The following is a 25,985-nucleotide window of genomic DNA, read 5'->3' as shown; positions in this document are numbered from 1 at the left end:
TTTTATTCCCCCTAAAATAATAGTTTTTCCATGACCATAACATCTACAAATTCACCATCTAACTTCCCTTGTTTCTCAAAAACTCCCACTTCACGAAAGCCTTTTTTCCTATATAATCCTTGCCCTAATTGATTAAAAGGAAAGGTGGAAAGGACGATTTTGTTAAACTCGTTTTCTCTTGCATGTATTTCAATTGCGGATAAAAGTTTCCCCCCTATCCCCTTACCTCTGTATGATCTTTTGATGTACACAGATAGGTCTGCAACTCCGTCATATGCCTTTCGGCTATTGTATTGATTTAGACTAGCCCATCCAATAATATCGCCATATAGTTCTGCCACAATTGTTTTATAGCGCTCCTGGTGTTTATGGAACCAATCAAACATATAGTTTAAATCCTTTGTTTCCATTTCGAGTGTTGCAATTCGATCCTCAATTCCTTCGTTATAAATTGAAAGGACGTCTTCCAGATCATTAATCGTTGCCAAACGAATCTTTACTTCTTTCATCCTTATCCCCCCTTTAACAACTCCCCGATTCCTTCTTGCTACCGCAGCATAATGGTGATTTTGTCATTACATCGGCAAGAAGTTTTACTGCTCCTTGCACCGTTTGTCTCTCAAATTCAGTCATGGAGCTGAATATATTCTCTAGAAATGCATTAACTTGAGTGTCGATTTCTCTTGCTACTTTTTCCCCTTTTTCAGTCAAAATTAGGTTACTTGCTCTTTTATCTTCTTTTGAAGGAACTTTTTCAACCAGTTCCATTTTGACGAGTGTCTGAATTTGCCTACTAAATGTTGCGATGTCAATCGCAAGCAAATCTGCTACCTGTTGCATGGAAGGTTGGTGGTTTGAATCAATTTCATAAAGAATATGACTTTGTACTGCAGATACATCGACCCCATCAACGGAGCAGCATATTTTATTCAACACTCCAAAACTACGAGTAATCGCTTGAAACGATCTCCTCAAAGTCGGCACCTCCCATTTGGTTGCAAAAATCAACTTATTTATTTATTTATTTATTTATTATTTCATTAATTTATTTATATAACTTTTAGTTGATTTATGCAAGTATATTCATCAATTCTTTTTGATTTATTTTTTTCACATTCCGTCTCCATAAAAAAAGATGTCTCACCCTAAGAAACATCTCATCATAAATTGCCTCTTATTCAATAACATATAGTTAAATCCAAAAAATTGAATATGTTGCAGATTTACCAATTAAATAATACTGGCAATAATTATTTGCTACTTTTATTAATGCACTCTTCAATTTGGTTTTCCATGATCTTGTAGAACTTTGCATTAAGCCCTGCAATCCGTCCTACTTTCCATTTTACTGGATCAACATTGTGTTTTTGCAATTGGCCAATGGCCCAATGAATTCGTCTTATTTGAAAATCTTTTACACTCTCCAGATTATTGCCAATATACTCTTCTGTTAATGGCATTTTTTGTTTGTTCTTTTCTAATAAGGCTAAAATATTTAGTTCTTTTCCTATACTTCCAAGCGTTAATCTTATTGGCTTACTTCTTGATTTCAAGTCAGAAATTATATCATATATTTTACCTAATATTTCTTTATCTCTTTTTTCCCAATCAATTCTTTCAATTGTTTTTTTTAAAACCTTTTGGTTAGGTGAATTTAGATTCAACCATTCTTTATCTCTCCTGTATAACCGCGCAAATAATACTGGATTAATTTTCCTCAATTCAGTCCTCGATGCATTAGGATTGTCTTCCCTTAGTTTTATCCACTGATTTTTATTGTTTTGTAATAAAGAGCTACAGTTTATTTCCTCTTTGCTCTTTAAATTATTTATTTTAGAATATTTAATAACTGTATTTGTATCTACATTTAAAATCTTAGCACAAGAACGATAACTTATTTTTTCAACATGAATAAGATGATGCAATTTCTTTAACCATACGTCCCCAAATGCTTTAATTCGCCCTATTTTCTTTTTGTCTTCGTTCGTCTTATCGGGACCTTGCCTTGAATAGATAAATCCACATGAACAAGAGAAAGTACCTACAGGTCTTTTCGTCCTAGAACATCTTGAAACTTTTAAATCAGTAATTACAGGTTTTAGATAGTGATCCGAAGCTGCATTTAAGCATAGATAAGGACCCTTCCCAAAAGGGGTATATGTTTTATCATTAATGTTATTGAAATCATTAAGAGATATACCTAAGAAATTAAGAACTAAAATATGTCTAACTGGATGAAAAACCTTTCTATGTTTACGAGTTATTGACCTCAACCAACTGTTTTCATCGTCGTAATTGATTATAGATTGCATTAAAATTAATATATCTTTGCTATAAAAATCATTGAAATCAGTTTCCAATTTCTTTTGATTTACTACCCCTCGAGCAGTTATATAACCCTTTATTGATAACAAAAAACGATAATTTCTTGAAAAGCTATCATAATCAAATCGGAAATCATTAATTAGTAGTTCATAACTTGTTTTCCCCAATCGGTACAATATTTCTATTTCAGAATTAGTTAATTTATTTTCTAAAGGCTGTGAGCTAATACCATTAAGACAAATTCCTTCTGTTGCACTTATTATTGATGAATCAACTTGTCTAAATAGAACAGAACTATTTTCTAACCAAGCTCTATGTTCAAGACAGAGCATCACACTAGGAAGCTGATGGTAACCTCTCCAGTATGTCTCTCCTCTTAATTTAATATCTTCAGTTAAACAAAAAGGACAATAGCGAAAGTACTGTGGTTCCTTTACAGTACTTGCCATTTGCCCTGTTAAATAATAAAAATTTACTGATCCATTGTTTATTATCATTTTTGATTTAATAGAATCTTTAATTTTCTGACTACAAAAATTTGTATAATAGTTGAACAGCGTGTGCTTATTAATCATTTCTTCTAACTCAATTGATAAAAAGTACTTTATTTTTTTGTGTAAGTACTCCAAGTCAGTTGTAAAGTCTGGTATTATATACGATTTTGCTTTACCGAAAATATCTTTTGTTGTCTCATTAATTGTTAGGTTTCCAGAATGATTATGATACCTTGCTAACACGCTATAAATCAATTCGTTTTTGTATAATGACGGAAAAAAGGATAACATTAAACTTAATCTCCTTTTGAATTAATCGTTATTAAGCCTTTTATAAAGCCTTCTTCGTATAATGCCTCATATGCGGCTTTTTTATCCTTTTTTCCTTTATCAATAACCAATTGTAACTGGTTTTTAGAACGTTCCCCCTTTGTTAAATTGTTTTTTAGTTTTTTCCTGTCTTCCTCGACAAGCTCTAATGATTTTTGCATTAACTCCGAAATTGAAAGTGTTGGATTCTTTTTAATAATATTTTTGGATATTCTTTCCGCAATCTCTGTTTCTATATCTAAGTTTATGAGTGCTAATACGAGCCGTTCTTCCATTGAAAGATCTTTCATTTGCCGTTCTGTTGCGATCTTATCTTTTTTCTCTTGTATTTTGGCTTTTAAATCAAGAATCGGTAACCGATTTAATACATATTCATCAATATCCATAGGTACTATGTCCTCAAATTTTCCTATCTCCGATAGATTTCCAGACTTTAAAGCATTAAGCATTGGTTGAACAAGTTTAAGGTCTTCCTTAGCTACTTGGATTATAAGGTTGGCTGTAACCTTTTCCGTCTCAGTCTCAATCGCCCTTGTTTGAGCAAGGATAAATAACTTAACAGCAATGTCAACAATACCTTGGCTTTCTTCATAAATAACATCCAGCAAATGCCTATCAAGTTCCGTATAATTCCTAGTCCATTGATAATCCCACATGCTTGTTATTAAAACTTCCCAATCATCATCATTTTTCATTTGTTGCCAAACCATATCACCCTGACCACTACTTCTTCTCGCTTGTCTAAAATCTTTCTGTAATAATGTTTTTGCCTTCATAGTTCCAATTGTCAAAATGGGTATACCAATTTCATTTATTAATGTTACAAAGAAATTCATCATTTTTTCAGATGCTTCGCCTTTTGTTGAAAGTAAATGTTGAATTTCATCAATAATTAATGCTCCAATGCAATGTAGTCTGGCTAATTGCCCCATCCTAGTTACCATTGAGCTTATTGAATATGAGGGTTTGCCATATTTATTAAAATAATTGGTTCCGATTAGTTTATCAATACTTTGAAAAAAATCCATACAGAGAGATTTAAGCGAACCATCATATGGGCAATTAAGTTTTAACCAAACTATTTGAAAACAATTCACAGGTTCTTTATGTAATATTACTTGTGGATACAAAGATATAATTCGTTCAACCGCTGATGTTTTTCCAATACCTGAGAATCCCATCAAAGTAAAGCTAGAAGCAGTAGCTCGTATATCTGGGGGAAGTCCTATATCGTCATTATGTATTAATTTTTTATGCAATTCGTTTAAAACCTGAACATGTTCTTTTTTACGAGGATTTCTACCAATATATCCATACCTAATAAATCTTGAGAATCTTTGTTCCAAATTTAATGTTTGTCCAATAGGCTGAAAAAAACGAGTTAAGCGTAAAATAGCGTGGTAACGATGATGATTAGATAAATTCCTTTCATCAGGGTGAAATTGTGGCAAAAAGCTCAACTGCTCAAAAGCTTCCTCAAAGGATAATATTGGAGGTAGGGCCTCTATTAGGGGGTTACCTCTATAATCAGCTAATACTTGTTCTTTATAATTCGCTAAAGATACTTCTATGCCATTTTCTAATTTGATTGTATTTTTAGTCAATCTTTTTTTCCCCTTCTTTTATCAAATAGCTCCTTTACCGAACGTCTCCTATAATCCAAAGTGGTTTCACTATAATTATCATTCAATTCAGTAATTTCCATGTCTACCACATTATCTTTTAACCCTAATTGAAAAGCTTCTGTTTTTCTTTGTGCCTCTTTTTCATTTTCTCTTTTTACTTTTATATCTTTTATTCTTTCTCTTTTCGTAGTTTTTTTAAACTGTTCTTGGGTTCTCCTTGTAGCATTTCTTGTAATCTCTTGAATGTTTGAAAAAAAGTTAATATCCTGCTGTAATAAAGCATGTTCTGCCTCTTTGAAATTTAAATTTTCATTGGATAATAGCTGATTTATTTCCTCAATACCCTTGTCGATATATCGTTCTTGATGGTTTAATAAAGAACAAGCATGGAACATTTTATCTCCATGGGAATGAAGGTATATATTATTCATATTTCTTGGATCGTATGAGACTTCAACTTTCCAACTCCCATTATTTCTCGCTTTAATAAACCAATTTTCTTTAATTGCTTGTTCACAACTGTATAAAAGTGATTTAAATTTTATTCCTTTAGCAGTTACTGTAGCCTTATCCCTAGGTAACAGATAGAATTTAACCAAATAATCAGGAACTTTTCTCAATTTACCTGCTTTGTTTTTTATACCCCAGTTCCATAACGAAAGTGGTGTCGGTTTAACATTATCTTCAATCATTTCATTATCTCTAAGATAATCATTCATATAAAAATTTTTATTGTAATGTAGGACAAAGTTGATAATTATTTTTGTATATTCCTCAATATTTAACTTAGCGTCTAAGCGATAATCTTTTACGCCTCTTTCTCCTGAATCCTTTTGTACATAACCAGGTAAAAAGGGTCTCACTGCTTTTTGAGAAGTATCAAATAATTTCTCAACTATTCCTTTCCAATCGGGCCTAAATGATGGATTGTTTTCTATTTGAATATTTAGCCCTTCAATAAGATGGTTTACGTTATAACCTTCTAATTCTCCTCTATCTCCAATAATTACTTCGGGAAGGTGAGAAGATGGCCATAATTCATTAGAAATATTAATACCATATTGTTTACAATAACTTTGTTTATCTGCTGTTGAGTTTTCTATAGCCATCATCATTCCCGCCCAAGAAGGTCCTTCTAAACCTATATATAAACCCGTAATCAAATGACTAAATACGTCTACTACTAAATATATAACTGGTCTTCCAATAATCCAGTTTGAATTATAACGAGAAACTAAATAAACATCACCGATTGTTGCGTCAATTTGATATCTTGATCCTGGACCAAGTGATTCAAATGTCGAATTTCCTAAAATTGCTCTATAATCTCTCTCAAATTTTTTCCTTCCTTCTCTCTTTATAATATTATTTTCCAAATCAAATTCCTTTTTAAACCAATATCTAAGTTGTCTTAATGTTGGAATACTGTTTTCATCTTTGATAATAATGTGTTTCACACCGTTTTCATAACGGGTATCTTCACTATAAAATTCTTTAATCATCATTTTATAGGTATACACCAAAGTATTCTTTTTACTTGATTGATAATACTTTTTTATTGCTTTTCTAAAAATTGTTTTAGTTTCATCAGTGACATTGATGCCAACACTATTTGTTATCCTAGGTCTTCCTCGTTTTTTTTCAGAACTCATTCTTTCTTTCCCTTTGCCGCCCGATTTGTAGTAATCTGGTAACAAGCTATTTATTGTTTTCCCCCTTTGCCAATATCTCCTTAAATACTTATAGATCGTTAATTTGGTTCCAGTTCCTCTACTTACAAAATCAGTAATAAGTTTTCCCCTTATATCTTTTTGATATATATCAGGCTCATTAACAACTAAATCTTTGATTAAGCTCCAAGCTTTATCTCTCTGCATTAGTTGTTTTTCAGGAATGTTACTACTTTCTACATAAAATGATTCTTCTAAGGAATCTATTTTTATAAATAAGCCGTCCATCATATTTTGACTTACCTCTTTTATTGTTAAAGAAAAGGGCAATGCTTTCTTTTCAGTTACCTCAATTAGAAAAGTTAATAAATTTCCTTCATCAATCCAGAGTATACGAAAGCATTGTCCGTTGCTTTTGTCTTTTAAAAGTTCATTAACTGCTAACGTAATCAAAATTTAGATCTCCCTTCACATTTAAAATCACTTCACTAGTAGTTAACCTTCTAATATTGACCTTTGTATTTATATCAATAAAAATGTATTTTCGAGCGATAAGATGTTTTAAATATAATAGGCTAGAACCTTGTTCTAAATGATACATTTCATCAAATGAATTACATACTTCTAACACATTTAAATTGTGAAGCCTTTTTGAATTCAAGAATTTCAGGAAATCTTTCGCTGAATGTGATTCATGTTCATCAATGTAGTAGGATTTATGAAACCATTGAATGTTTTTTGAAATTTCCATTGGTATCTCTTTTTCAGTAACAATACCCCAATCAATATTTTTTCTGTTCCAATATTCCCTTTCAATTTCAAATTTCTCAATTACTCTCTTGTTCTCAAGGTGTTCACTTGGTTTAATAGTTCTGGCAAGATATTTATGTCCTTTATTAGTTTTTATAGTGATGAAAAAATCTGTAGTAAAGACTATAGGGGTATTTGTGTTGTGGTCTACTGGATGAGGTATACCCTTTTCTGATGCAATTTGATATGTATATTCTCTATCAAGGGGAAATTGTTCACGTATGTCATGAACATAATCATTCCACTCTAAAAGAAAAAAGTAATCTCTCTCTAAATTCGAAAGGAATTCATGTTGTCTAGTTGTTTTCCAACCCTTTAATCGAGTAACATTTCCGCTAGAAGGGAAATCCTGAATCTTTAACCACGGTATATAATTTGCAAGCTCTCCTTGGCCCCTCCCCTCTTTAATATATCTTAGTATTTTAGCTTCGTCCCATCTATTTTTCCTTTTAGCCATCATAACCACCCTCTTAAAAAGTAAAAAACCGTAATCAGGAAAATAATTCCTGACTACGGTTAGTATATATCTTTTTTGTTCTGTTAACCAAATTATTGTAAAGTAAAGAACTTTATTGTTCAGTATACAACTTTATTAAAACTAAACAACATTAAAAAAGCAATTACTTCCCCTTACTCCACCGTCACACTCTTCGCCAAGTTACGTGGCTTATCTACGTCACAATCACGATGCAAAGCAGCGTAATAAGCGAGAAGTTGCAGTGGTACTACAGAGACAAGAGGTGTTAATAATTCATGTACTTCTGGAATGACAAATCGGTCTTCGTCTGTTTCGAGTCCTTTCATGGAAATGATGCATGGGTTTGCTCCACGAGCGACGACTTCTTTAACGTTTCCGCGTATGCTCCAGTTTACATTTTCTTGAGTTGCAAGGGCGACGATTGGTGTACCATCTTCGATTAAAGCGATGGTACCATGCTTTAATTCACCGCCTGCAAAACCTTCTGCTTGAATATAGGAAATTTCTTTAAGCTTTAGTGCACCTTCAAGACATACATAGTAATCAAGGGCACGGCCAATAAAGAAAGCATTACGTGTCACAGTGAAATATTCAAAGGCCATTTTTTCAAATTCTTCTTTAGAATCGCAAAGAACTTCCATCGCATTAGCAACAATCCCTAGTTCGTGAACAAGATCAAGATCAGCTTTTTTGCCTGCTACACTTGCAAGAATAGATAATACCGCGATTTGGGCAGTGTAAGCTTTTGTTGAGGCAACCGCAATTTCAGGGCCGGCGTGTAACAACAATGTGTAATCCGCTTCACGAGATAAAGTAGAACCTGGAACATTTGTAATTGTAATTGCTTTATATCCCAGCTCTTTCACCTTCACAAGGACTGCACGGCTATCTGCTGTTTCACCACTTTGAGAGATGAAAATAAATAATGGCTTCTTCGATAATAAAGGCATATTATAGCCCATTTCACTAGCTACATGAACTTCCACAGGAATTTCTGCTAGATGTTCGATCATCTGTTTTCCAACAAGTCCTGCGTGATAGCTTGTGCCGCAAGCAACAATATAGATACGATCAGCATCGTTCAATGCTTTCACGATATCAGAATCGATGGTTAGATCACCATTAATGTCCTGATACGCTTGAATAATTTTTCTCATGACAAGCGGCTGTTCATCGATTTCCTTCAACATATAGTGAGGGTATGTGCCCTTTTCGATATCGCTCGCATCAATGAGTGCTTTATAAGGTTCCCTAGCAATCTTTTCACCTATTAAGTTTTGGATAATCATTTCATCCTTTTTCACAATGACCATTTCTTTATCCATTAACTCAATAAATTGATCGGTTACTTGAATCATCGCCATCGCGTCACTTGCGACAACATTAAACCCTTCTCCAACACCAACTAATAATGGGCTTTTGTTTTTCGCAACGAAAATCGTATCTTCGTTTTCCGCATCCAGTAATGCAAGTGCATATGAACCGTGTAATAAGGTTAACGTTTTTCGGAAAGCTTCCTCAACACTCATGCCGTCAGAAACAAACTTTTCTACTAATTGTACGATAATTTCTGTATCCGTTTCGCTTTTAAGTGTTATGTCTTGTAAATACTCTTGCTGCAAAAGTGAATAGTTTTCAATAACTCCATTATGAACAAGAGTAAATCTTGTACTTGAACTTTGATGTGGATGTGCATTTTCTTTACTCGGCACTCCATGTGTTGCCCAGCGTGTATGTCCGATTCCGATATGACCCATTACATCTCCATCAACCACTTCACGAAGATCTGCAATACGTCCCTTTTCTTTAAATACGTGAATCCCTGATTCATTTTTCACTGCTATTCCAGCAGAATCATACCCTCTATATTCAAGCTTTTCTAAGCCTTTTAATAAAAGTTCCTTCGCATCTTGATTTCCAATATATCCAACGATACCACACATTTGTATCTTCCTCCCAAATAAAGGGGGCAAGATGCCAGAGGGCAGACTTGCCCCCTTATTTCTGTATTATTTTAAAATGTTAAGATTTTAGACAAAACAATCGTTTCTACAGCCAATAGCTTATCTAATTCTCACATTTCTTTTCCCTTTGTGCACCGAGTCACCTCTGATGTTTTAAGAAAAAGACGTCGACTGTGTGTGTCAGCCGGAAGGTATCCGCCGAATTCTCGATAAACCTTCTCCTCGTCAACTAAACAATTGTATCCGCTCGTTGTTTAGTTCTGGCGCTTTTTGAAACGTTTTATCCTTCTATCCTCCTTTTCTCCTTTGGCAAGTAAAAACATGATAATCATATCCTACATTAATTCATAGGTCAATAAAAAAGTTTATCAAAGAACTTTATAAAATAAAAATATGCATAAGGGCGCGTATTCGTTCCCCTTATGCATACAATTCCACTTATTCCTCGGAAAGACCCATTTCTTCATTAACGACTTCTGCAATTCTATTAACATAGGATTCACAAGCTTCTTCTGTAGCAGCTTCTGCCATAACCCGTACTAACGGCTCAGTACCAGAAGGACGGACAAGAATTCTCCCGTTTCCGGCCATTTCTTTTTCTATCTGCTCAATAATCACTTTTACTTTTTCATTGTCAGTTACATGATACTTATCTTGTACACGAATATTCACAAGCTTTTGTGGATACTTTTTCATTTCTCCAGCAAGTTCTGATAATGGTTTTTTCGTTGCTTTCATAATATTAAGAAGCTGTAATCCGGTTAATAACCCATCACCGGTTGAATTATAATCTAGGAAGATAATATGGCCGGACTGTTCGCCACCAAGATTATAGTTATTCGTTTTCATTTCTTCAACAACGTAGCGGTCCCCGACTGCCGTTTGAATGCTCTTGATTCCTAACGCTTCTAACCCTTTATGAAACCCTAGGTTGCTCATTACTGTTGATACAACTGTTGATTGTTTGAGTCGAGCTTCACTTTTCATGTATTTAGCACAGATGAACATAATTTGATCACCGTCTACAATGCCACCATTCTCATCAACAGCAATGATACGGTCTCCATCTCCATCAAAAGCAAGTCCGACATCCGCTTCTTTTTCTTTCACAAATGCTGCTAGGCTTTCCGGATGAGTAGAACCTACACCGTCATTGATATTCAAGCCATCTGGAGATGCACCCATCGTTGAAATATCCGCCTCTAAATCAGCAAATAGATGAGTTGCTAATGAGGAAGTAGCACCGTTCGCACAATCTAAGGCTAGATGAATACCGGAAAAATCTTCGTCTACAGTTTGTTTAAGGAACTGTAAATATTTTTGCCCGCCTTCAAAATAATCATTAACAACACCAAGATCCCCGCCAACAGGTCTTGGTAATTGATCTTCTTCCATATCAAGAATTTGTTCAATCTCCGCTTCTTGTTCATCTGAAAGCTTATACCCATCGGATCCAAAAAACTTGATACCATTATCGGCTACTGGGTTGTGTGAGGCCGAAATCATTACGCCAGCTTGTGCACCTAAAGCTTTTGTAAGGTAAGCGACTCCTGGAGTAGAAATGACACCTAGGCGCATAACTTCCGCACCAATTGATAAAAGTCCTGCCACCAAAGCTCCCTCAAGCATATGCCCCGATATACGAGTATCACGACCGATGAGTACTTTTGGACGCTCCGTATTTTTGGTTAACACGTATCCACCATAACGACCTAATTTAAATGCTAATTCTGGTGTTAGTTCAGAATTGGCTACTCCTCTTACTCCATCTGTACCGAAATATTTACCCATTTGAATATTCGCTCCTTCTAAAAATACAATAATTACAATTAAATATCTCCACTATCTTTCTCCGTCAAGCGAATCTTCGCTTTCTTTTTCGACAGCTCCCATGTTATATCTTTCGGTCCATCGACTTCTAGATTTACTTCATGTACTCCAGGAGATAAACCCGATAAATCCATAAGAATATCAAAACTTGAAGCACTAATGTTTTTTAATAATTTGGTTGTACCATTTATTGTTAAATCCACAGCACCATCTAAGGGGGATAAAAATTCCATCGTATAGTCATCAGCTAAACCTGTACTGCTTACTTTAATATTACTGAACGTCTTTTCTTCGGTTTTCTCACTAATATTTAATCGGACTTTTACAATTTCCGGTTCCAATTTATTAATCCCTTTTGGTACTTTAATCGGAACATCAAGTTCTGTATCTTTATCATATTTGCTAATATCTACATCCACGCTTAATGCATCAATAGATTTTAATACATCACTTCTACCATAAATTTTCACATGTTTTGGTACTGTCGTAATACTATTAATAACAATTCCATCCTTTTCATCCCCAATCGGATTTACGGTAATCGGAACAGTTTTACTTGGATTTTTAACCGGGACGGTCACTTCTACCGTTTCCGGATCAACATCTACGTCTAATTTATTTAATGATTTGTCTAACACTTGCACTTTAGCATCTCTTGTAATTGTCGTACTAATTTCTCGTTTCGAATCAATTGTCGCTTTTACATACGTAATTTGGTCAATCACATCTTTTGCCCCTGTTATTTTTACCGTCTTTGGATCAACGGAAGGGGTTTCGGCTTCAAAACCGCTTGCTAATAAATTCGAATTGAACTCTGCATCTACCCTAAATTCCTTTGTCACTTTCTCTTGAACAGTGACCGTAGCATATGCTGGAGATATTTTGGCCGTTAATTTATCCGATAAATCTTTATATTTTATTTTCACTCGCTGTTTTCCAATTTCAGCATCACTTAAATCGATATAAACGGTAAAATTCTTAAGGTTTCTTGTTGACCGTACTAAACCCTTTGGCCCATCAATGGTTACATCAACCGTTTCCGGAGCACCTGAAACTACATAATTCTGTTGGTCATAAATAATATCAACAGGCATATTTTGCACAACGTCATTTTCATTTTTTTGCTTTGTATCTTTGGCTTTATCATTACTTTCAATACTTACCGATATATATAGCAATAATGCTAAGAACAAAGCTACGATACGAATAAACCATTTATTATCCATAAATTTATCCACGCTTCTTCACCCTCCAATTCCAAATTGATGAGGAAGCCTGCTTATTCATTGAAATCATAAATTCCTTTTCAAGCATCCCCTTGAATTGGTCTATCTTTAAATCACGGTGAAGTTCACTATTTTTCGTTAATGATATTGCACCTGTTTCTTCAGATACAATGATCGTTAAACTATCTGTTACTTCACTTATCCCTAGGGCTGCCCGATGTCTAGTTCCCAATTCCTTAGAAATGAATGGGCTTTCTGACAAAGGTAAGTAGCAAGCTGCTGCCGCCACTTGATTTTTCTGTAAAATAACAGCTCCATCATGTAGAGGTGTATTAGGGATAAAAATGTTTATTAGTAATTCGGATGAGATTTTGGAATCCAAAGCTATTCCTGTTTCTATGTAATCACTAAGACCTGTTTCCCTTTCAATCGAAATTAGTGCGCCAATTCTTCGCTTCGCCATATAACTTGTAGCCGTAACGATAGCATCAATAATTCTCGATTGTTCCTCTTCTTCTTGCATGGTTCCTCGGGAAAATAACTTTCCTCTTCCCAATTGTTCTAACGCCCGCCTTATTTCTGGCTGGAAAATAATAATTAAGGCAAGAAATCCCCAATCAATGGCTTGTTCCATAATCCAATTTAAGGTACTTAGGCCCAGAAAAATACTTAAATTCCTTACAATTAGGATAACGATGATCCCTTTTAAAACTTGTACTGCCTTCGTACCACGTATGATCATTAATATCTTATAGATCACGTACCATACGAGTAAAATGTCAATAATATTAGAGATATAGTCAAAAAAATTGAAGTCTGCAAACGGCATGTTCGATCCTCCATTAATTTTATATCGTAAAAAAGCCGCTTTTAAATTATTTACTAAAGTATATTATATCATATTAGTACAAACCAACAAAAAAGAGAAACAAACGTCTTCATTTGCTTCTCTTTTTTGCTTACTTATCACCGTTGAAAAAGCTTACTATTTCTTTGCCACCATTTTTTATTTGGAACCATAGCCAATCAAACATTTCATTAATTTCTTTAATGTCTCCTGTTACATGACCTGCTGAGGCCATATATTTCTCACCATTAATATCGCCATTAATAACTGTTACACTACCGTCTACTTTTCCCTCTATACGTAAGTCACCATTTTTAACTAAAATATCACCTTTAACCGTCTCTCCTTTCGGAACAATAACGGTGTGATTTTCCACTTGTAAGTTCGGCTTTTTCGTAAATGAAAATTCTTGATTGTTATTCCACATAGAGAGAATACTTCCCCCCATTAGAATAATAAACAAGGAAGCAGCAGCAATTAACGGATGATGGGTTACCCAACGTTTTATGCCAACTTTTCGTTTCTCTTTTGGTAATCTTGCCATTACTTTCGACGTAAAATCACTTGAAGTGGATATGAATGGTGTACTTTTTATTAATGCTGTTGTTTTCTTTAGTTCCTGAAAATGCCTTCTGCAGTCAGCACATGTTTGAAGATGTTCTTTTAATAATGTTTCATGCTTAGGGGATATATCGCCATCCATATATTCATGCATAAAGAGAATAATTTCTTCAGAACAAGTATTCAATTGCGTTCTCATCCTCTCTATAAATTTCGAAGTTGCTTTCTCAAAGCCTCGCGTCCCCTATGAATCCTCGTCTTTACTGTTCCTAAGGGTAATTCTAGGATTTGGCTAATTTCATTTAACGAAAGCTCTTCAAGATATTTCAACACAATAACTGATCGGTATTTTTCGGGAAGTGACTGGATTGCCAATTGAATTGTTTCCTGTAATTCATAATCCATTACTTCTACATCTGGTGCTTTACCTGTTGCAGCAATTTGCGAATACATTGTTAAACCATCCGTTCCTGCTACCTCCGCGTCCAGGTAGTAATCAGGCTTTTTCTTTCTTAAACGATCAATACATAAATTAGTGGCAATTCGGTATAACCAAGTGGAAAATTTCCTTTCCTGTTTAAAGCTATGAATATTTATAAATGCACGAATAAAAGCCTCTTGCGCAATATCTTCGGCCTCATGCAAGTTACCTAACATTCGATAGCAAATTTGAAGAACTTTATCTTTATATATTTCCACTATCTCTCCGTAAGCATTTTGGTCACCTTTTAACACTTGTTTTATTCTTTTTTTAACCAATAGTTCCATTCAGATTCCCCCGCCCTAGCGGCTATACATTGTTACGAATGAATAGCATAAAGGTTTCAAAAAATATTATTTATTTTTATCTTAACAAATAATTACCAATAGTTGTTTATTTTTTTACAAAAATGGGTATGTAAATTGGATTAGAAGGTGGCTGAAGGTGGTAGTTGGGTTTTAAATAAAGAGCAGTAGAAACTACTTCTACTGCTTTTGTGAATATTATAAAAGTTTTTCTCCGAATAACGAGCCCATTAATGCTACTGCGACGGTTGCGGTACGGTTTCTTTCATCTAATATTGGATTGACTTCCACAAATTCGGCAGAAGTGATAATTCCTGACTCTGCTAGCATTTCCATAGCTAAATGACTTTCACGGTAGCTGATGCCTCCGAGTACAGGAGTGCCCACACCCGGACAATCACTTGGATCCAACGCATCCAAATCAAGGGATAAATGTACCCCATCCGTTTTGTCCTTTAAATAGTTAATTGATTCTTCAATTACTTTAGTCATACCTAGTTTATCAATTTCATGCATAGTAAACACTTTGATATTTTTGTCCTTGATTAGCTCTTTTTCTCCTTCATCAAGATCTCTCGCACCAATTATTACGATATTTTCGTGTTTTACTTTAGGAGCATAGCCGCCAATTTCAGTTAGTGTCCGATGTCCATGCCCTAAACTGGCTGCGAGCGGCATACCGTGGATATTTCCTGATGGGGAAGTATCAGCAATATTTAAATCTCCATGGGCATCATACCAAATGACACCTAGGTTATTATAGTGTTTAGAGACACCTGCTAATGTTCCTATGGCAATACTGTGATCTCCGCCAAATATTAGTGGAAACTCCCCTTTCTCTACAATTCCATCGACCTTCTCACCTAATAAAGCATTAGCCTCCGCAACCGCTTTCAAATTCTTCATATTCGTTTCCGGATCGTGTATACGCTCAGCTGCACCAATTTCAATATCGCCCTGATCGGTCACTACATAACCAAGCTTTTCTAGCCGTTCCACAACACCGGCATATCTGATCGCACTAGGTCCCATATTAACCCCTCTACGAGATTGTCCTAAATCCATCGGAACTCCAAGTATAGTAATTTTTTTTTTCATTTTTTATAACCTCCTCAATCCCTATCTATCTCTATTTTAATACTTCACAATCTTCTGACTCAACTCGACAATTTTATGTATATATATGCACTTTGCAAAGTAGAACTATAGGGTCGGTTGCAGAGAAAACTACCATCTAGATTCCTAATGGGGTTACTTTCACGGGCGACATCTTTGGGATTAGTTAGGATAAGCCCCTCAACACGTCTAAATGAAATTTACTTGGTTTTATTGAAACATAAGAAGTCTTATTACTAATTGAGTAAGCAGTGATAGTTAAAATAAGCGAAGATTTTCCGGTTATACTGCAGAATAGAGCTCGGTTTTGGGGATATAAGCGGAGTTTTTCCGATTAAGCAAAGCAAAATTACTCTTTTTCACGTTTTTCTAGTCAATAGGCGGAAAAATTCCGTCTATTTAAGCCTAATTTCAGTGCTATTTCCTCATTAAGAGGAATTCCTCCGCTTATTTAGTCAAGTCCTTAATATTGTGTAAAATCCTTATACAATGTTTTCAACCTGTTATGATATTTGGGGTTAATCCTTCCCCTTTACATTTTTTGAGCGAAACTTCCATGCGTCTTTTACTCCATATCCAGTCAAGGGTGTCAAAGGTGGTTTTCCTTTGATAGCCTTGACTGGATATGGAATAATCCAAGAATGGAAGTTACCTTAAAAATGAAACATAGCTATCTCTTAATAGATTTTTGTTTTGAATATACGGTCTCTTGATAATGCATTAAAACAGCTCCAACTAAACGAAAAGCAGACTGTGTATTTGGAAAGATACGGATAACTCTTTCTCTTCGACGTACTTCTTGGTTTAAACGTTCAAGAGAATTTGTACTACGAATGTGGCATCGTATATCTTCCGGGTACTCCATGTATTGAATGGTATCTTCGAACCCTTCATCTAAAATAGAGAGTGCCTGTTTATACTTAGAATTTTCACCAAACTGATCCATCAGCTCCTCTTTACATTTCCGGGTGTCTTCGATAGTGACCGCTTCAAAAATACGCTTTATCATCATTCGAATATCGGCGGAGTCTTTTTTAGGTAGTCTTTCAATGATATTTCGTTTAAAATGTACGTTACACCTTTGCCAGCTAGTTCCAATGAATTCTCGTTGAATGGCTTTTTGTAGTCCTTGATGAGCATCTGAAATCACTAACTTTGGAGATTGAAGACCTCGTGATTTAAGTTGTTTAAAAAATGGCTCCAACTCTCAAAACTTTCAGCGTGATCTACACTTAGACCAAGTATTTCACGCTTTTTGTGATCCGTAATAGCTGTGGCAATATAAACAGCTTTAGAGACTACACGGTTATGTTCTCTTACTTTTATATACATTGCATCCAAAAAAACAAATGGATAGTATGTTATATTTAAAAGTAGTTTTAATCAATCATTGACGATAGGATCAAGCTTCTGAGTAAGGGAAGAAACGAATGACTTCGAGATATTTTCGCCACAAAGTTGTTCTACTATGTGCGTAACCTTACGGGTAGAAACCCCGTTGATAACCATCTCCAGCATAGAGAGAACTAAAGCCTGGTCGCACCGAGAATATTTTTCAAAAACGGAAGATGAAAACTCCCCATTTCGAGTTCTAGGCACTCTTAGTTTTATTTTACCGATACTCATGGTTAGTTCTCTTTCATAGTAGCCATTGCGGTAATCTAGACGTTCAGGAGAGCGTTCATAAGCGTCCGCATGTAAATAATCATCTCTTTCCTTTTCCATGTACTCATTTAAAACTAAAACAATCGCTGATTTAATAACTGCGTCAATATTGGAATTCAAAACAGATTCTTTTAAAAGATCCATATCTAGGTTAAACTGTAATTGGGTCATTTTATATTCCTCTTTTCATTGTTTATCGTCGTTGAAAACATTGTTTCCAAGAGGGATTAAAATGACTCTTTTCTTTTTACACAATTATATGGACTTAATCGCTTATTTATCAAAACTTTCTTTAGCATCTAATGCACTTGTGGTTCCTTAGAAAAAAAGACTTAGAGAAATTTATCTCTAAGTCTTTTTGGCTGTGAAATATACTGTTAATTATGCTGTTAAGATTATGTGATTTACCGTTTTGCACCTCTAGTGAAACGCATTACTAATTTCCAATGGCAGTTTATTTCTACTTTTCGTCTATAACCTCTTTTTTCTCTTCCTCCCAATTATTCACTCCGTCATCTTCGTCAAACTCAATGGTCACATCAGCTATTCCTTTTTCAGCCATAATTCTTTCTTCCAAGCGATCTTTGATATCATCGGCCTGCGCTACAGTTAAGCTTGGATCGACTTCGATCTCTACCTCGACATGTAGTTCCTCTCCTTCTTTAATAACGGTGATATCTTGGATATCCTTAACATTTGGATCCTCCATTACGATATTACCAATTTTTAACTCCATCTCTTCATCCGCTTCACCGATGGCTCCCGCCGCATTGTCTAAAAATACCTTTCCGACAACAATAAACATCATGATTCCAATTAATACGGAGGCAATTCCTTCAGCTTGATGAAATGATGAAAAATGAGAAATTATTACCGCAATAATGGCTAAGAGTCCACCAGCGGTAGCGACTGTATCTTCCATAAACACTAGCTTTGTTGCTGGCTTAGCCTTACCTAAGTATTTTACACTCTGAAGGAAAATAGCGGGACCTTTTGTATCATCCCCCACTTCATGAAGAATTTCTTTCATTGCCTTAAATAAAACAAAACTCTCTAGGACTACTGCTGCACCTAGAACAATGATATTTATGAAAAAACCTTCTGACTGCGTGGGTTTTAAAATATGATGAAATCCTTCCTTAATTGTTTCATAAGACATAATCCCTACAATTAGAACGGCTCCTAAAAGGACTAAGTTTACAACCCTACCAAAACCATTTGGAAAACGATCCGTAGGAGCTTTTTTACTCAAGGCTGAACCAATAAATACAAAAAATTGATTAGCTGCATCTCCCAAACTATGCATCGTTTCTGCAAACATTGCAATATTACCTGTTAAAAGGAAAGCGATTCCTTTAATGATTGAAATAACTGCATTGACTATTGCCGCTAACATTGCGGATTTATTTCCCTGTCTTAAAAGTTTTATTATGTCTTTCATCCAACAACCTCTACTCTCAGTCGAATTTATGATTAATTTACCGATTGTTTATACGTTTGTAACCCTTAAAAGTTTCCCTATAAATATTATTTTTCACAAAAAAAAATCCTTAAACCTATAAGGTTTAAGGAAACTTTTGCAAATTTGATGAGCCATGAAGGACTCGAACCTTCGACCCTCTGATTAAAAGTCAGATGCTCTACCGACTGAGCTAATGGCTCTAAGCAATGGCTGGGCTAGCTGGATTCGAACCAACGAGTGACGGAGTCAAAGTCCGTTGCCTTACCACTTGGCTATAGCCCATTGAAATAAAAAAGGACATTCTTATTATGTCCATTTTAATCAAATTATATTAATAAAAATGGTGGAGGGGGACGGATTCGAACCGCCGAACCCGAAGGAGCGGATTTACAGTCCGCCGCGTTTAGCCACTTCGCTACCCCTCCATATCATTACTAATTGTAATGAATGGTGCCGGCCAGAGGACTTGAACCCCCAACCTACTGATTACAAGTCAGTTGCTCTACCAATTGAGCTAGGCCGGCATATTAAATTATTTTCCTTATATTGAACCACTTAAGAAGGTCGTCCAGCTTTCAGACTGATTATTCAAGTAGCGGCTCAAGCTGTACGCTGAAGTTATTCCTACGAAGCGTATTCGGTCGTTCTCTACCAATTGAGCTAGGCCGGCATATTATTATTTTGTTAATATGGTGGAGGATGACGGGATCGAACCGCCGACCCCCTGCTTGTAAGGCAGGTGCTCTCCCAGCTGAGCTAATCCTCCGTTGCATTTTATATTGTATCTAATCTAAGTTGGTGACCCGTACGGGATTCGAACCCGTGTTACCGCCGTGAAAGGGCGGTGTCTTAACCGCTTGACCAACGGGCCAATCTATGTATGTTTTATTCTCATATTATAAGCTTCCAACCGGGCTCGAACCGGTGACCTCTTCCTTACCATGGAAGTGCTCTACCTGCTGAGCTATGGAAGCAATGGCTCCGCAGGTAGGATTCGAACCTACGACCGATCGGTTAACAGCCGATAGCTCTACCACTGAGCTACTGCGGAATACTATAAACCCGGCAACGTCCTACTCTTGCAGGAGGAGAGCCTCCAACTACCATCGGCGCTGAGAAGCTTAACTTCCGTGTTCGGGATGGGAACGGGTGTGACCTTCTCGCAATAATTACCGGATATTTTTGCTTCACTGCATTGCAGCATTTGATTAAGACATTATTTATTATAATGATTTTTAACCAAATTTCAAGGGGTTTTTTAAAAAATTATTCCCTCAAAACTAGATAGATGAGAAATACTTCGTAATAACATTGAATCAAATTAGGATAAGTCTTCGACCGATTAGTATTCGTCAGCTCCATGTGTCGCCACACTTCCACCTCGAACCTATCAACCTGATCATCTTTCAGGGGTCTTATTTAGATAAACTAAGGGAAATCTCATCTTGAGGGGGGCTTCATGCTTAGATGCTTTCAGCACTTATCCCTTCCGCACATAGCTACCCAGCGATGCCTTTGGCAAGACAACTGGTACACCAGCGGTGCGTCCATCCCGGTCCTCTCGTACTAAGGACAGCTCCTCTCAAATTTCCTACGCCCACGACGGATAGGGACCGAACTGTCTCACGACGTTCTGAACCCAGCTCGCGTACCGCTTTAATGGGCGAACAGCCCAACCCTTGGGACCGACTACAGCCCCAGGATGCGATGAGCCGACATCGAGGTGCCAAACCTCCCCGTCGATGTGGACTCTTGGGGGAGATAAGCCTGTTATCCCCGGGGTAGCTTTTATCCGTTGAGCGATGGTACTTCCCATGCGGAACCACCGGATCACTAAGCCCGACTTTCGTCCCTGCTCGACTTGTAGGTCTCGCAGTCAAGCTCCCTTGTGCCTTTACACTCTGCGAATGATTTCCAACCATTCTGAGGGAACCTTTGGGCGCCTCCGTTACCTTTTAGGAGGCGACCGCCCCAGTCAAACTGCCCGCCTGACACTGTCTCCCACCCCGATCAGGGTGCGGGTTAGAATTTCAATACAGCCAGGGTAGTATCCCACCGACGCCTCCACCGAAGCTGGCGCTCCGGCTTCAAAGGCTCCTACCTATCCTGTACAAGCTGTACCAAAATTCAATATCAGGCTGCAGTAAAGCTCCACGGGGTCTTTCCGTCCTGTCGCGGGTAACCTGCATCTTCACAGGTACTATAATTTCACCGAGTCTCTCGTTGAGACAGTGCCCAGATCGTTGCGCCTTTCGTGCGGGTCAGAACTTACCTGACAAGGAATTTCGCTACCTTAGGACCGTTATAGTTACGGCCGCCGTTTACTGGGGCTTCAATTCAAAGCTTCGCTTTTAGCTAACCTCTCCTCTTAACCTTCCAGCACCGGGCAGGCGTCAGCCCCTATACTTCGCCTTGCGGCTTCGCAGAGACCTGTGTTTTTGCTAAACAGTCGCCTGGGCCTATTCACTGCGGCTCTCTCGGGCTTGCACCCTAACAGAGCACCCCTTCTCCCGAAGTTACGGGGTCATTTTGCCGAGTTCCTTAACGAGAGTTCTCTCGCTCACCTTAGGATTCTCTCCTCGCCTACCTGTGTCGGTTTGCGGTACGGGCACCTTTCACCTCACTAGAGGATTTTCTAGGCAGTGTGGAATCAGGAACTTCGGTACTATATTTCCCTCGCCATCACAGCTCAAGGTACATGGTGACGGGATTTGCCTCGTCACCCCTCTAACTGCTTGGACGCGCTATTCCAGCAGCGTGCTTACCCTATCCTCCTGCGTCCCCCATCGTTCAAACGGTGAAGAGGTGGTACAGGAATATCAACCTGTTGTCCATCGCCTACGCCTTTCGGTACCGGCTTAGGTCCCGACTAACCCTGAGCGGACGAGCCTTCCTCAGGAAACCTTAGGCATTCGGTGGAAGGGATTCTCACCCTTCTTTCGCTACTCATACCGGCATTCTCACTTCTAAGCGCTCCACCAGTCCTTACGGTCTAGCTTCTCAGCCCTTAGAACGCTCTCCTACCACGGACACCAGACGGTGTCCATCCACAGCTTCGGTGATACGTTTAGCCCCGGTACATTTTCGGCGCAGAGTCACTCGACCAGTGAGCTATTACGCACTCTTTAAATGGTGGCTGCTTCTAAGCCAACATCCTGGTTGTCTAAGCAACTCCACATCCTTTTCCACTTAACGTATACTTTGGGACCTTAGCTGGTGGTCTGGGCTGTTTCCCTTTTGACTACGGATCTTATCACTCGCAGTCTGACTCCTAAGGATAAGTCATTGGCATTCGGAGTTTGTCTGAATTCGGTAACCCGATGAGGCCCTAGTCCAAACAGTGCTCTACCTCCAAGACTCTTACCTTAAGGCTAGCCCTAAAGCTATTTCGGAGAGAACCAGCTATCTCCAAGTTCGATTGGAATTTCTCCGCTACCCACACCTCATCCCCGCACTTTTCAACGTGCGTGGGTTCGAAGTATCCAGTAAGTGTTACCTTACCTTCACCCTGGACATGGGTAGATCACCTGGTTTCGGGTCTACGACCTCAAACTCATTCGCCCTATTAAGACTCGCTTTCGCTGCGGCTCCGCCTCTTCAGCTTAACCTTGCTTGAAATCGTAACTCGCCGGTTCATTCTACAAAAGGCACGCTATCACTCTGCATAAATGCATAGAGCTCTAACTACTTGTAGGCACACGGTTTCAGGTTCTCTTTCACTCCCCTCCCGGGGTGCTTTTCACCTTTCCCTCACGGTACTGGTTCACTATCGGTCACTAGGGAGTATTTAGCCTTGGGAGATGGTCCTCCCTGCTTCCGACGGGATTTCACGTGTCCCGCCGTACTCAGGATCCACTCTGGAGGGAACGAAGTTTCAACTACAGGGTTGTTACCTTCTTTGACGGTATTTTCAGACCTCTTCATTTACTCCGTTCCTTTGTAACTCCGTATAGAGTGTCCTACAACCCCAAGAGGCAAGCCTCTTGGTTTGGGCTTCTTCCGTTTCGCTCGCCGCTACTCAGGAAATCGCGTTTGCTTTCTCTTCCTCCGGGTACTTAGATGTTTCAGTTCCCCGGGTCTGCCTTCCATACTCTATGTATTCAAGTAAGGATACTACCCCATTACGGGCAGTGGGTTCCCCCATTCGGAAATCTCCGGATCAAAGCTTGCTTACAGCTCCCCGAAGCATATCGGTGTTAGTCCCGTCCTTCATCGGCTCCTAGTGCCAAGGCATTCACCGTGCGCCCTTACTAACTTAACCTAAAAAGGTTGTTTATTACTTACTTAATGGATTCATCCATAAAGTGGCGATTCTCGGTTATTACTTGGTTATTTCTCATTTTATCTAGTTTTCAAGGAACAATTCGGCGAATGATAAGCTTCGAATCTCTTTGTCAGCTGCACTCACTCACATCCTCACGTATGTTTAATACGTTCCGGTGCTCGTTCGTTTGCTTCCTCGACCTTCTCGCTTCTAATTCACCTCTATTAGTTTGAAAGGAATTAACCTCTCAAAACTGAACAAAACGAAAACGTCTTTTTTGTAACCACGTCAGTGGTCTTCCATATCCTTAGAAAGGAGGTGATCCAGCCGCACCTTCCGATACGGCTACCTTGTTACGACTTCACCCCAATCATCTGTCCCACCTTCGGCGGCTGGCTCCAAAAGGTTACCTCACCGACTTCGGGTGTTACAAACTCTCGTGGTGTGACGGGCGGTGTGTACAAGGCCCGGGAACGTATTCACCGCGGCATGCTGATCCGCGATTACTAGCGATTCCGGCTTCATGTAGGCGAGTTGCAGCCTACAATCCGAACTGAGAATGGTTTTATGGGATTGGCGTAACCTCGCGGTCTAGCAACCCTTTGTACCATCCATTGTAGCACGTGTGTAGCCCAGGTCATAAGGGGCATGATGATTTGACGTCATCCCCACCTTCCTCCGGTTTGTCACCGGCAGTCACCTTAGAGTGCCCAACTAAATGCTGGCAACTAAGGTCAAGGGTTGCGCTCGTTGCGGGACTTAACCCAACATCTCACGACACGAGCTGACGACAACCATGCACCACCTGTCACTCTTGTCCCCGAAGGGAAATCCTATCTCTAGGGAGGGCAAGAGGATGTCAAGACCTGGTAAGGTTCTTCGCGTTGCTTCGAATTAAACCACATGCTCCACCGCTTGTGCGGCCGTCAATTCCTTTGAGTTTCAGCCTTGCGGTAAGTACTCCCCAGGCGGAGTGCTTAATGCGTTAGCTGCAGCACTAAAGGGCGGAAACCCTCTAACACTTAGCACTCATCGTTTACGGCGTGGACTACCAGGGTATCTAATCCTGTTCGCTCCCCACGCTTTCGCGCCTCAGCGTCAGTTACAGACCAAAGAGCCGCCTTCGCCACTGGTGTTCCTCCACATCTCTACGCATTTCACCGCTACACGTGGAATTCCGCTCTTCTCTTCTGCACTCAAGTCTCCCAGTTTCAATGACCCTCCACGGTTGAGCCGTGGGCTTTCACATCAGACTTAAGAAACCGCCTGCGCGCGCTTTACGCCCAATAATTCCGGACAACGCTTGCCACCTACGTATTACCGCGGCTGCTGGCACGTAGTTAGCCGTGGCTTTCTGGTTAGGTACCGTCAAGGTACCGCCCTATTCGAACGATACTTGTTCTTCCCTAACAACAGAGTTTTACGATCCGAAAACCTTCATCACTCACGCGGCGTTGCTCCGTCAGACTTTCGTCCATTGCGGAAGATTCCCTACTGCTGCCTCCCGTAGGAGTCTGGGCCGTGTCTCAGTCCCAGTGTGGCCGATCACCCTCTCAAGTCGGCTACGCATCGTCGCCTTGGTGAGCCGTTACCTCACCAACTAGCTAATGCGCCGCGGGTCCATCTGTAAGTGATAGCCAAAGCCATCTTTCAATTCTCCTTCATGCGAAGGAAAAAGTTATCCGGTATTAGCCCCGGTTTCCCGGAGTTATCCCAGTCTTACAGGCAGGTTACCCACGTGTTACTCACCCGTCCGCCGCTAATCATCAAGGAGCAAGCTCCCATCAGATTCGCTCGACTTGCATGTATTAGGCACGCCGCCAGCGTTCGTCCTGAGCCAGGATCAAACTCTCCAAAAAGATGTTTGATTTATCGAATTCGTTAGAATACGACTAGCTCTAGTTTAAAAATAAATTAATTGACGTTTCGTTTTGTTCAGTTTTCAAAGATCAATTTTTCAAAAACAACTTTTTAATTATAACATTTTACATCCGAATCTGTCAACTACTTTTTTCAATCTCTCGCAGCGACATGTATTAATATATCAAGTATAGGCAATAAAGTCAACACCTTTTTTCTCACTCTCCCCAATTTTTATTTTATATCCCTTCTTTCTTTTTAGAAGATATGATGTAGTTCACACATTCATTGTGTGGAGCCACACGAGTTAATAGCGAAAACAATATTTTATAACGCTCTTTCATTGCCCTTTTAACTACCTGATCAATTCTTACATCCTGTAAATCATATAATATTTCATCCATTTCCCTCTTTAATAAATATTGAATTTCCAGTTTTTCTTTTTCATGAATTAAGATTCCTAACAATTGATTCACCCTTTTTTACATAATATTAGTAAAATAATTGCTGAATTTCTTCTTCTAGGAAGACGAAGAACGACTTGGTAAATCTAGTTTTTTCCAATAAAACAGAAAATATTACGAGAAAATTTTAGACATATAAATTTTACAGTCAAGCATACAATGAAATAAGGACTTGTCTATTACTTTTAATTTTCTATCGCTGGGTTGT

Annotated in this window: 15 protein-coding genes, 8 tRNA genes, 3 rRNA genes and 1 pseudogene; all 27 read right to left on the bottom strand. The window is 38.3% G+C overall.

Going from position 1 to position 25,985, the window contains the following annotated elements; translation table 11 throughout:
- Nucleotides 1-11: 11 nt before the first annotated feature.
- The 27 genes and pseudogenes from I5776_RS01070 to I5776_RS00940 all read right to left on the bottom strand — a co-directional run bounded on the left by I5776_RS01070 (nt 12) and on the right by I5776_RS00940 (nt 25,780).
- Entirely contained in the window at nt 12-509 is a 498-nt protein-coding gene (locus I5776_RS01070) for an arsinothricin resistance N-acetyltransferase ArsN1 family A (protein ID WP_202778597.1), read from the bottom strand.
- Nucleotides 510-522: 13 nt separating this feature from the next.
- Nucleotides 523-975 carry a MarR family winged helix-turn-helix transcriptional regulator gene (locus I5776_RS01065; RefSeq protein WP_425490317.1) on the bottom strand — a complete coding sequence of 151 codons (453 nt, stop codon included), beginning with the start codon at nt 973-975 and terminating at the stop codon, nt 523-525.
- Nucleotides 976-1,250: 275 nt separating this feature from the next.
- Nucleotides 1,251-3,110: a TnsD family Tn7-like transposition protein gene (locus I5776_RS01060; protein WP_202778595.1), complete on the bottom strand. Its 1,860-nt coding sequence runs from the start codon at nt 3,108-3,110 to the stop codon at nt 1,251-1,253.
- 5 nt (nt 3,111-3,115) lie between these two features.
- Entirely contained in the window at nt 3,116-4,753 is a 1,638-nt protein-coding gene (locus I5776_RS01055; RefSeq protein ID WP_246483868.1) for an ATP-binding protein, read from the bottom strand.
- On the bottom strand, nt 4,750-6,897 hold the full coding sequence (locus I5776_RS01050; RefSeq protein ID WP_202778594.1) for a Mu transposase C-terminal domain-containing protein: 2,148 nt from the start codon (nt 6,895-6,897) through the stop codon (nt 4,750-4,752). Before I5776_RS01050 ends, I5776_RS01055 begins: the two co-directional genes overlap by 4 nt.
- Complete coding sequence (locus I5776_RS01045; protein ID WP_202778593.1) at nt 6,878-7,711, bottom strand: TnsA endonuclease N-terminal domain-containing protein; 834 nt, start codon at nt 7,709-7,711, stop codon at nt 6,878-6,880. The genes I5776_RS01050 and I5776_RS01045 overlap by 20 nt, the downstream gene beginning before the upstream one ends.
- 173 nt (nt 7,712-7,884) lie before the next feature.
- Nucleotides 7,885-9,675 carry a glutamine--fructose-6-phosphate transaminase (isomerizing) gene (gene glmS / locus I5776_RS01040; protein ID WP_202778592.1) on the bottom strand — a complete coding sequence of 597 codons (1,791 nt, stop codon included), beginning with the start codon at nt 9,673-9,675 and terminating at the stop codon, nt 7,885-7,887.
- A gap of 459 nt (nt 9,676-10,134) precedes the next feature.
- Complete coding sequence (glmM, locus tag I5776_RS01035; protein WP_202778591.1) at nt 10,135-11,487, bottom strand: phosphoglucosamine mutase; 1,353 nt, start codon at nt 11,485-11,487, stop codon at nt 10,135-10,137.
- A 38-nt stretch (nt 11,488-11,525) separates the two neighbouring features.
- Nucleotides 11,526-12,764 (bottom strand): CdaR family protein, encoded by a 1,239-nt coding sequence (locus I5776_RS01030; protein ID WP_202778590.1) that lies wholly within the window; start codon nt 12,762-12,764, stop codon nt 11,526-11,528.
- Nucleotides 12,757-13,581, bottom strand: coding sequence for a diadenylate cyclase CdaA (gene cdaA / locus I5776_RS01025; protein WP_202778589.1), 825 nt, complete (start codon nt 13,579-13,581; stop codon nt 12,757-12,759). Before cdaA ends, I5776_RS01030 begins: the two co-directional genes overlap by 8 nt.
- Nucleotides 13,582-13,711: 130 nt before the next feature.
- Nucleotides 13,712-14,359, bottom strand: coding sequence for an anti-sigma factor family protein (locus tag I5776_RS01020; protein WP_202778588.1), 648 nt, complete (start codon nt 14,357-14,359; stop codon nt 13,712-13,714).
- A gap of 5 nt (nt 14,360-14,364) precedes the next feature.
- Nucleotides 14,365-14,928 (bottom strand): RNA polymerase sigma factor SigW, encoded by a 564-nt coding sequence (gene sigW, locus I5776_RS01015; protein ID WP_202778587.1) that lies wholly within the window; start codon nt 14,926-14,928, stop codon nt 14,365-14,367.
- Between the two features lie 216 nt (nt 14,929-15,144).
- Nucleotides 15,145-16,044 (bottom strand): arginase, encoded by a 900-nt coding sequence (gene rocF, locus I5776_RS01010; protein ID WP_202778586.1) that lies wholly within the window; start codon nt 16,042-16,044, stop codon nt 15,145-15,147.
- Between the two features lie 688 nt (nt 16,045-16,732).
- Nucleotides 16,733-17,898, bottom strand: a pseudogene (locus I5776_RS01005) (IS256 family transposase).
- A 289-nt stretch (nt 17,899-18,187) separates the two neighbouring features.
- A complete protein-coding gene (locus I5776_RS01000; protein WP_202778585.1) occupies nt 18,188-19,168 on the bottom strand; it encodes a cation diffusion facilitator family transporter in 981 nt (326 codons plus the stop codon).
- Between the two features lie 148 nt (nt 19,169-19,316).
- Nucleotides 19,317-19,389 (bottom strand) — tRNA-Lys (locus I5776_RS00995).
- A 7-nt stretch (nt 19,390-19,396) separates the two neighbouring features.
- A tRNA-Gln gene (locus I5776_RS00990) sits at nt 19,397-19,471 on the bottom strand.
- 59 nt (nt 19,472-19,530) lie between these two features.
- A tRNA-Tyr gene (locus I5776_RS00985) sits at nt 19,531-19,614 on the bottom strand.
- A 23-nt stretch (nt 19,615-19,637) separates the two neighbouring features.
- A tRNA-Thr gene (locus tag I5776_RS00980) sits at nt 19,638-19,713 on the bottom strand.
- Nucleotides 19,714-19,879: 166 nt separating this feature from the next.
- Nucleotides 19,880-19,955, bottom strand: a tRNA-Val gene (locus I5776_RS00975).
- 30 nt (nt 19,956-19,985) lie between these two features.
- Nucleotides 19,986-20,060: transfer RNA gene (locus I5776_RS00970), tRNA-Glu, on the bottom strand.
- A gap of 30 nt (nt 20,061-20,090) precedes the next feature.
- Nucleotides 20,091-20,163: transfer RNA gene (locus tag I5776_RS00965), tRNA-Thr, on the bottom strand.
- Nucleotides 20,164-20,165: 2 nt separating this feature from the next.
- Nucleotides 20,166-20,240 (bottom strand) — tRNA-Asn (locus I5776_RS00960).
- 9 nt (nt 20,241-20,249) lie between these two features.
- A 5S ribosomal RNA gene (gene rrf / locus I5776_RS00955) occupies nt 20,250-20,366 on the bottom strand.
- A 145-nt stretch (nt 20,367-20,511) separates the two neighbouring features.
- A 23S ribosomal RNA gene (locus tag I5776_RS00950) occupies nt 20,512-23,450 on the bottom strand.
- A 314-nt stretch (nt 23,451-23,764) separates the two neighbouring features.
- A 16S ribosomal RNA gene (locus tag I5776_RS00945) occupies nt 23,765-25,312 on the bottom strand.
- Together the 16S, 23S and 5S rRNA genes with 8 tRNA genes alongside form the textbook arrangement of a ribosomal RNA operon.
- A 240-nt stretch (nt 25,313-25,552) precedes the next feature.
- A complete protein-coding gene (locus tag I5776_RS00940) occupies nt 25,553-25,780 on the bottom strand; it encodes a hypothetical protein (RefSeq protein WP_202780624.1) in 228 nt (75 codons plus the stop codon).
- Between the last annotated feature and the right edge of the window lie 205 nt (nt 25,781-25,985).

It is taken from the genome of Heyndrickxia vini (assembly GCF_016772275.1).
GTDB classification, from domain to species: domain Bacteria; phylum Bacillota; class Bacilli; order Bacillales; family Bacillaceae_C; genus Heyndrickxia; species Heyndrickxia vini.
This window is presented reverse-complemented; position numbering and strand designations above follow the sequence as displayed.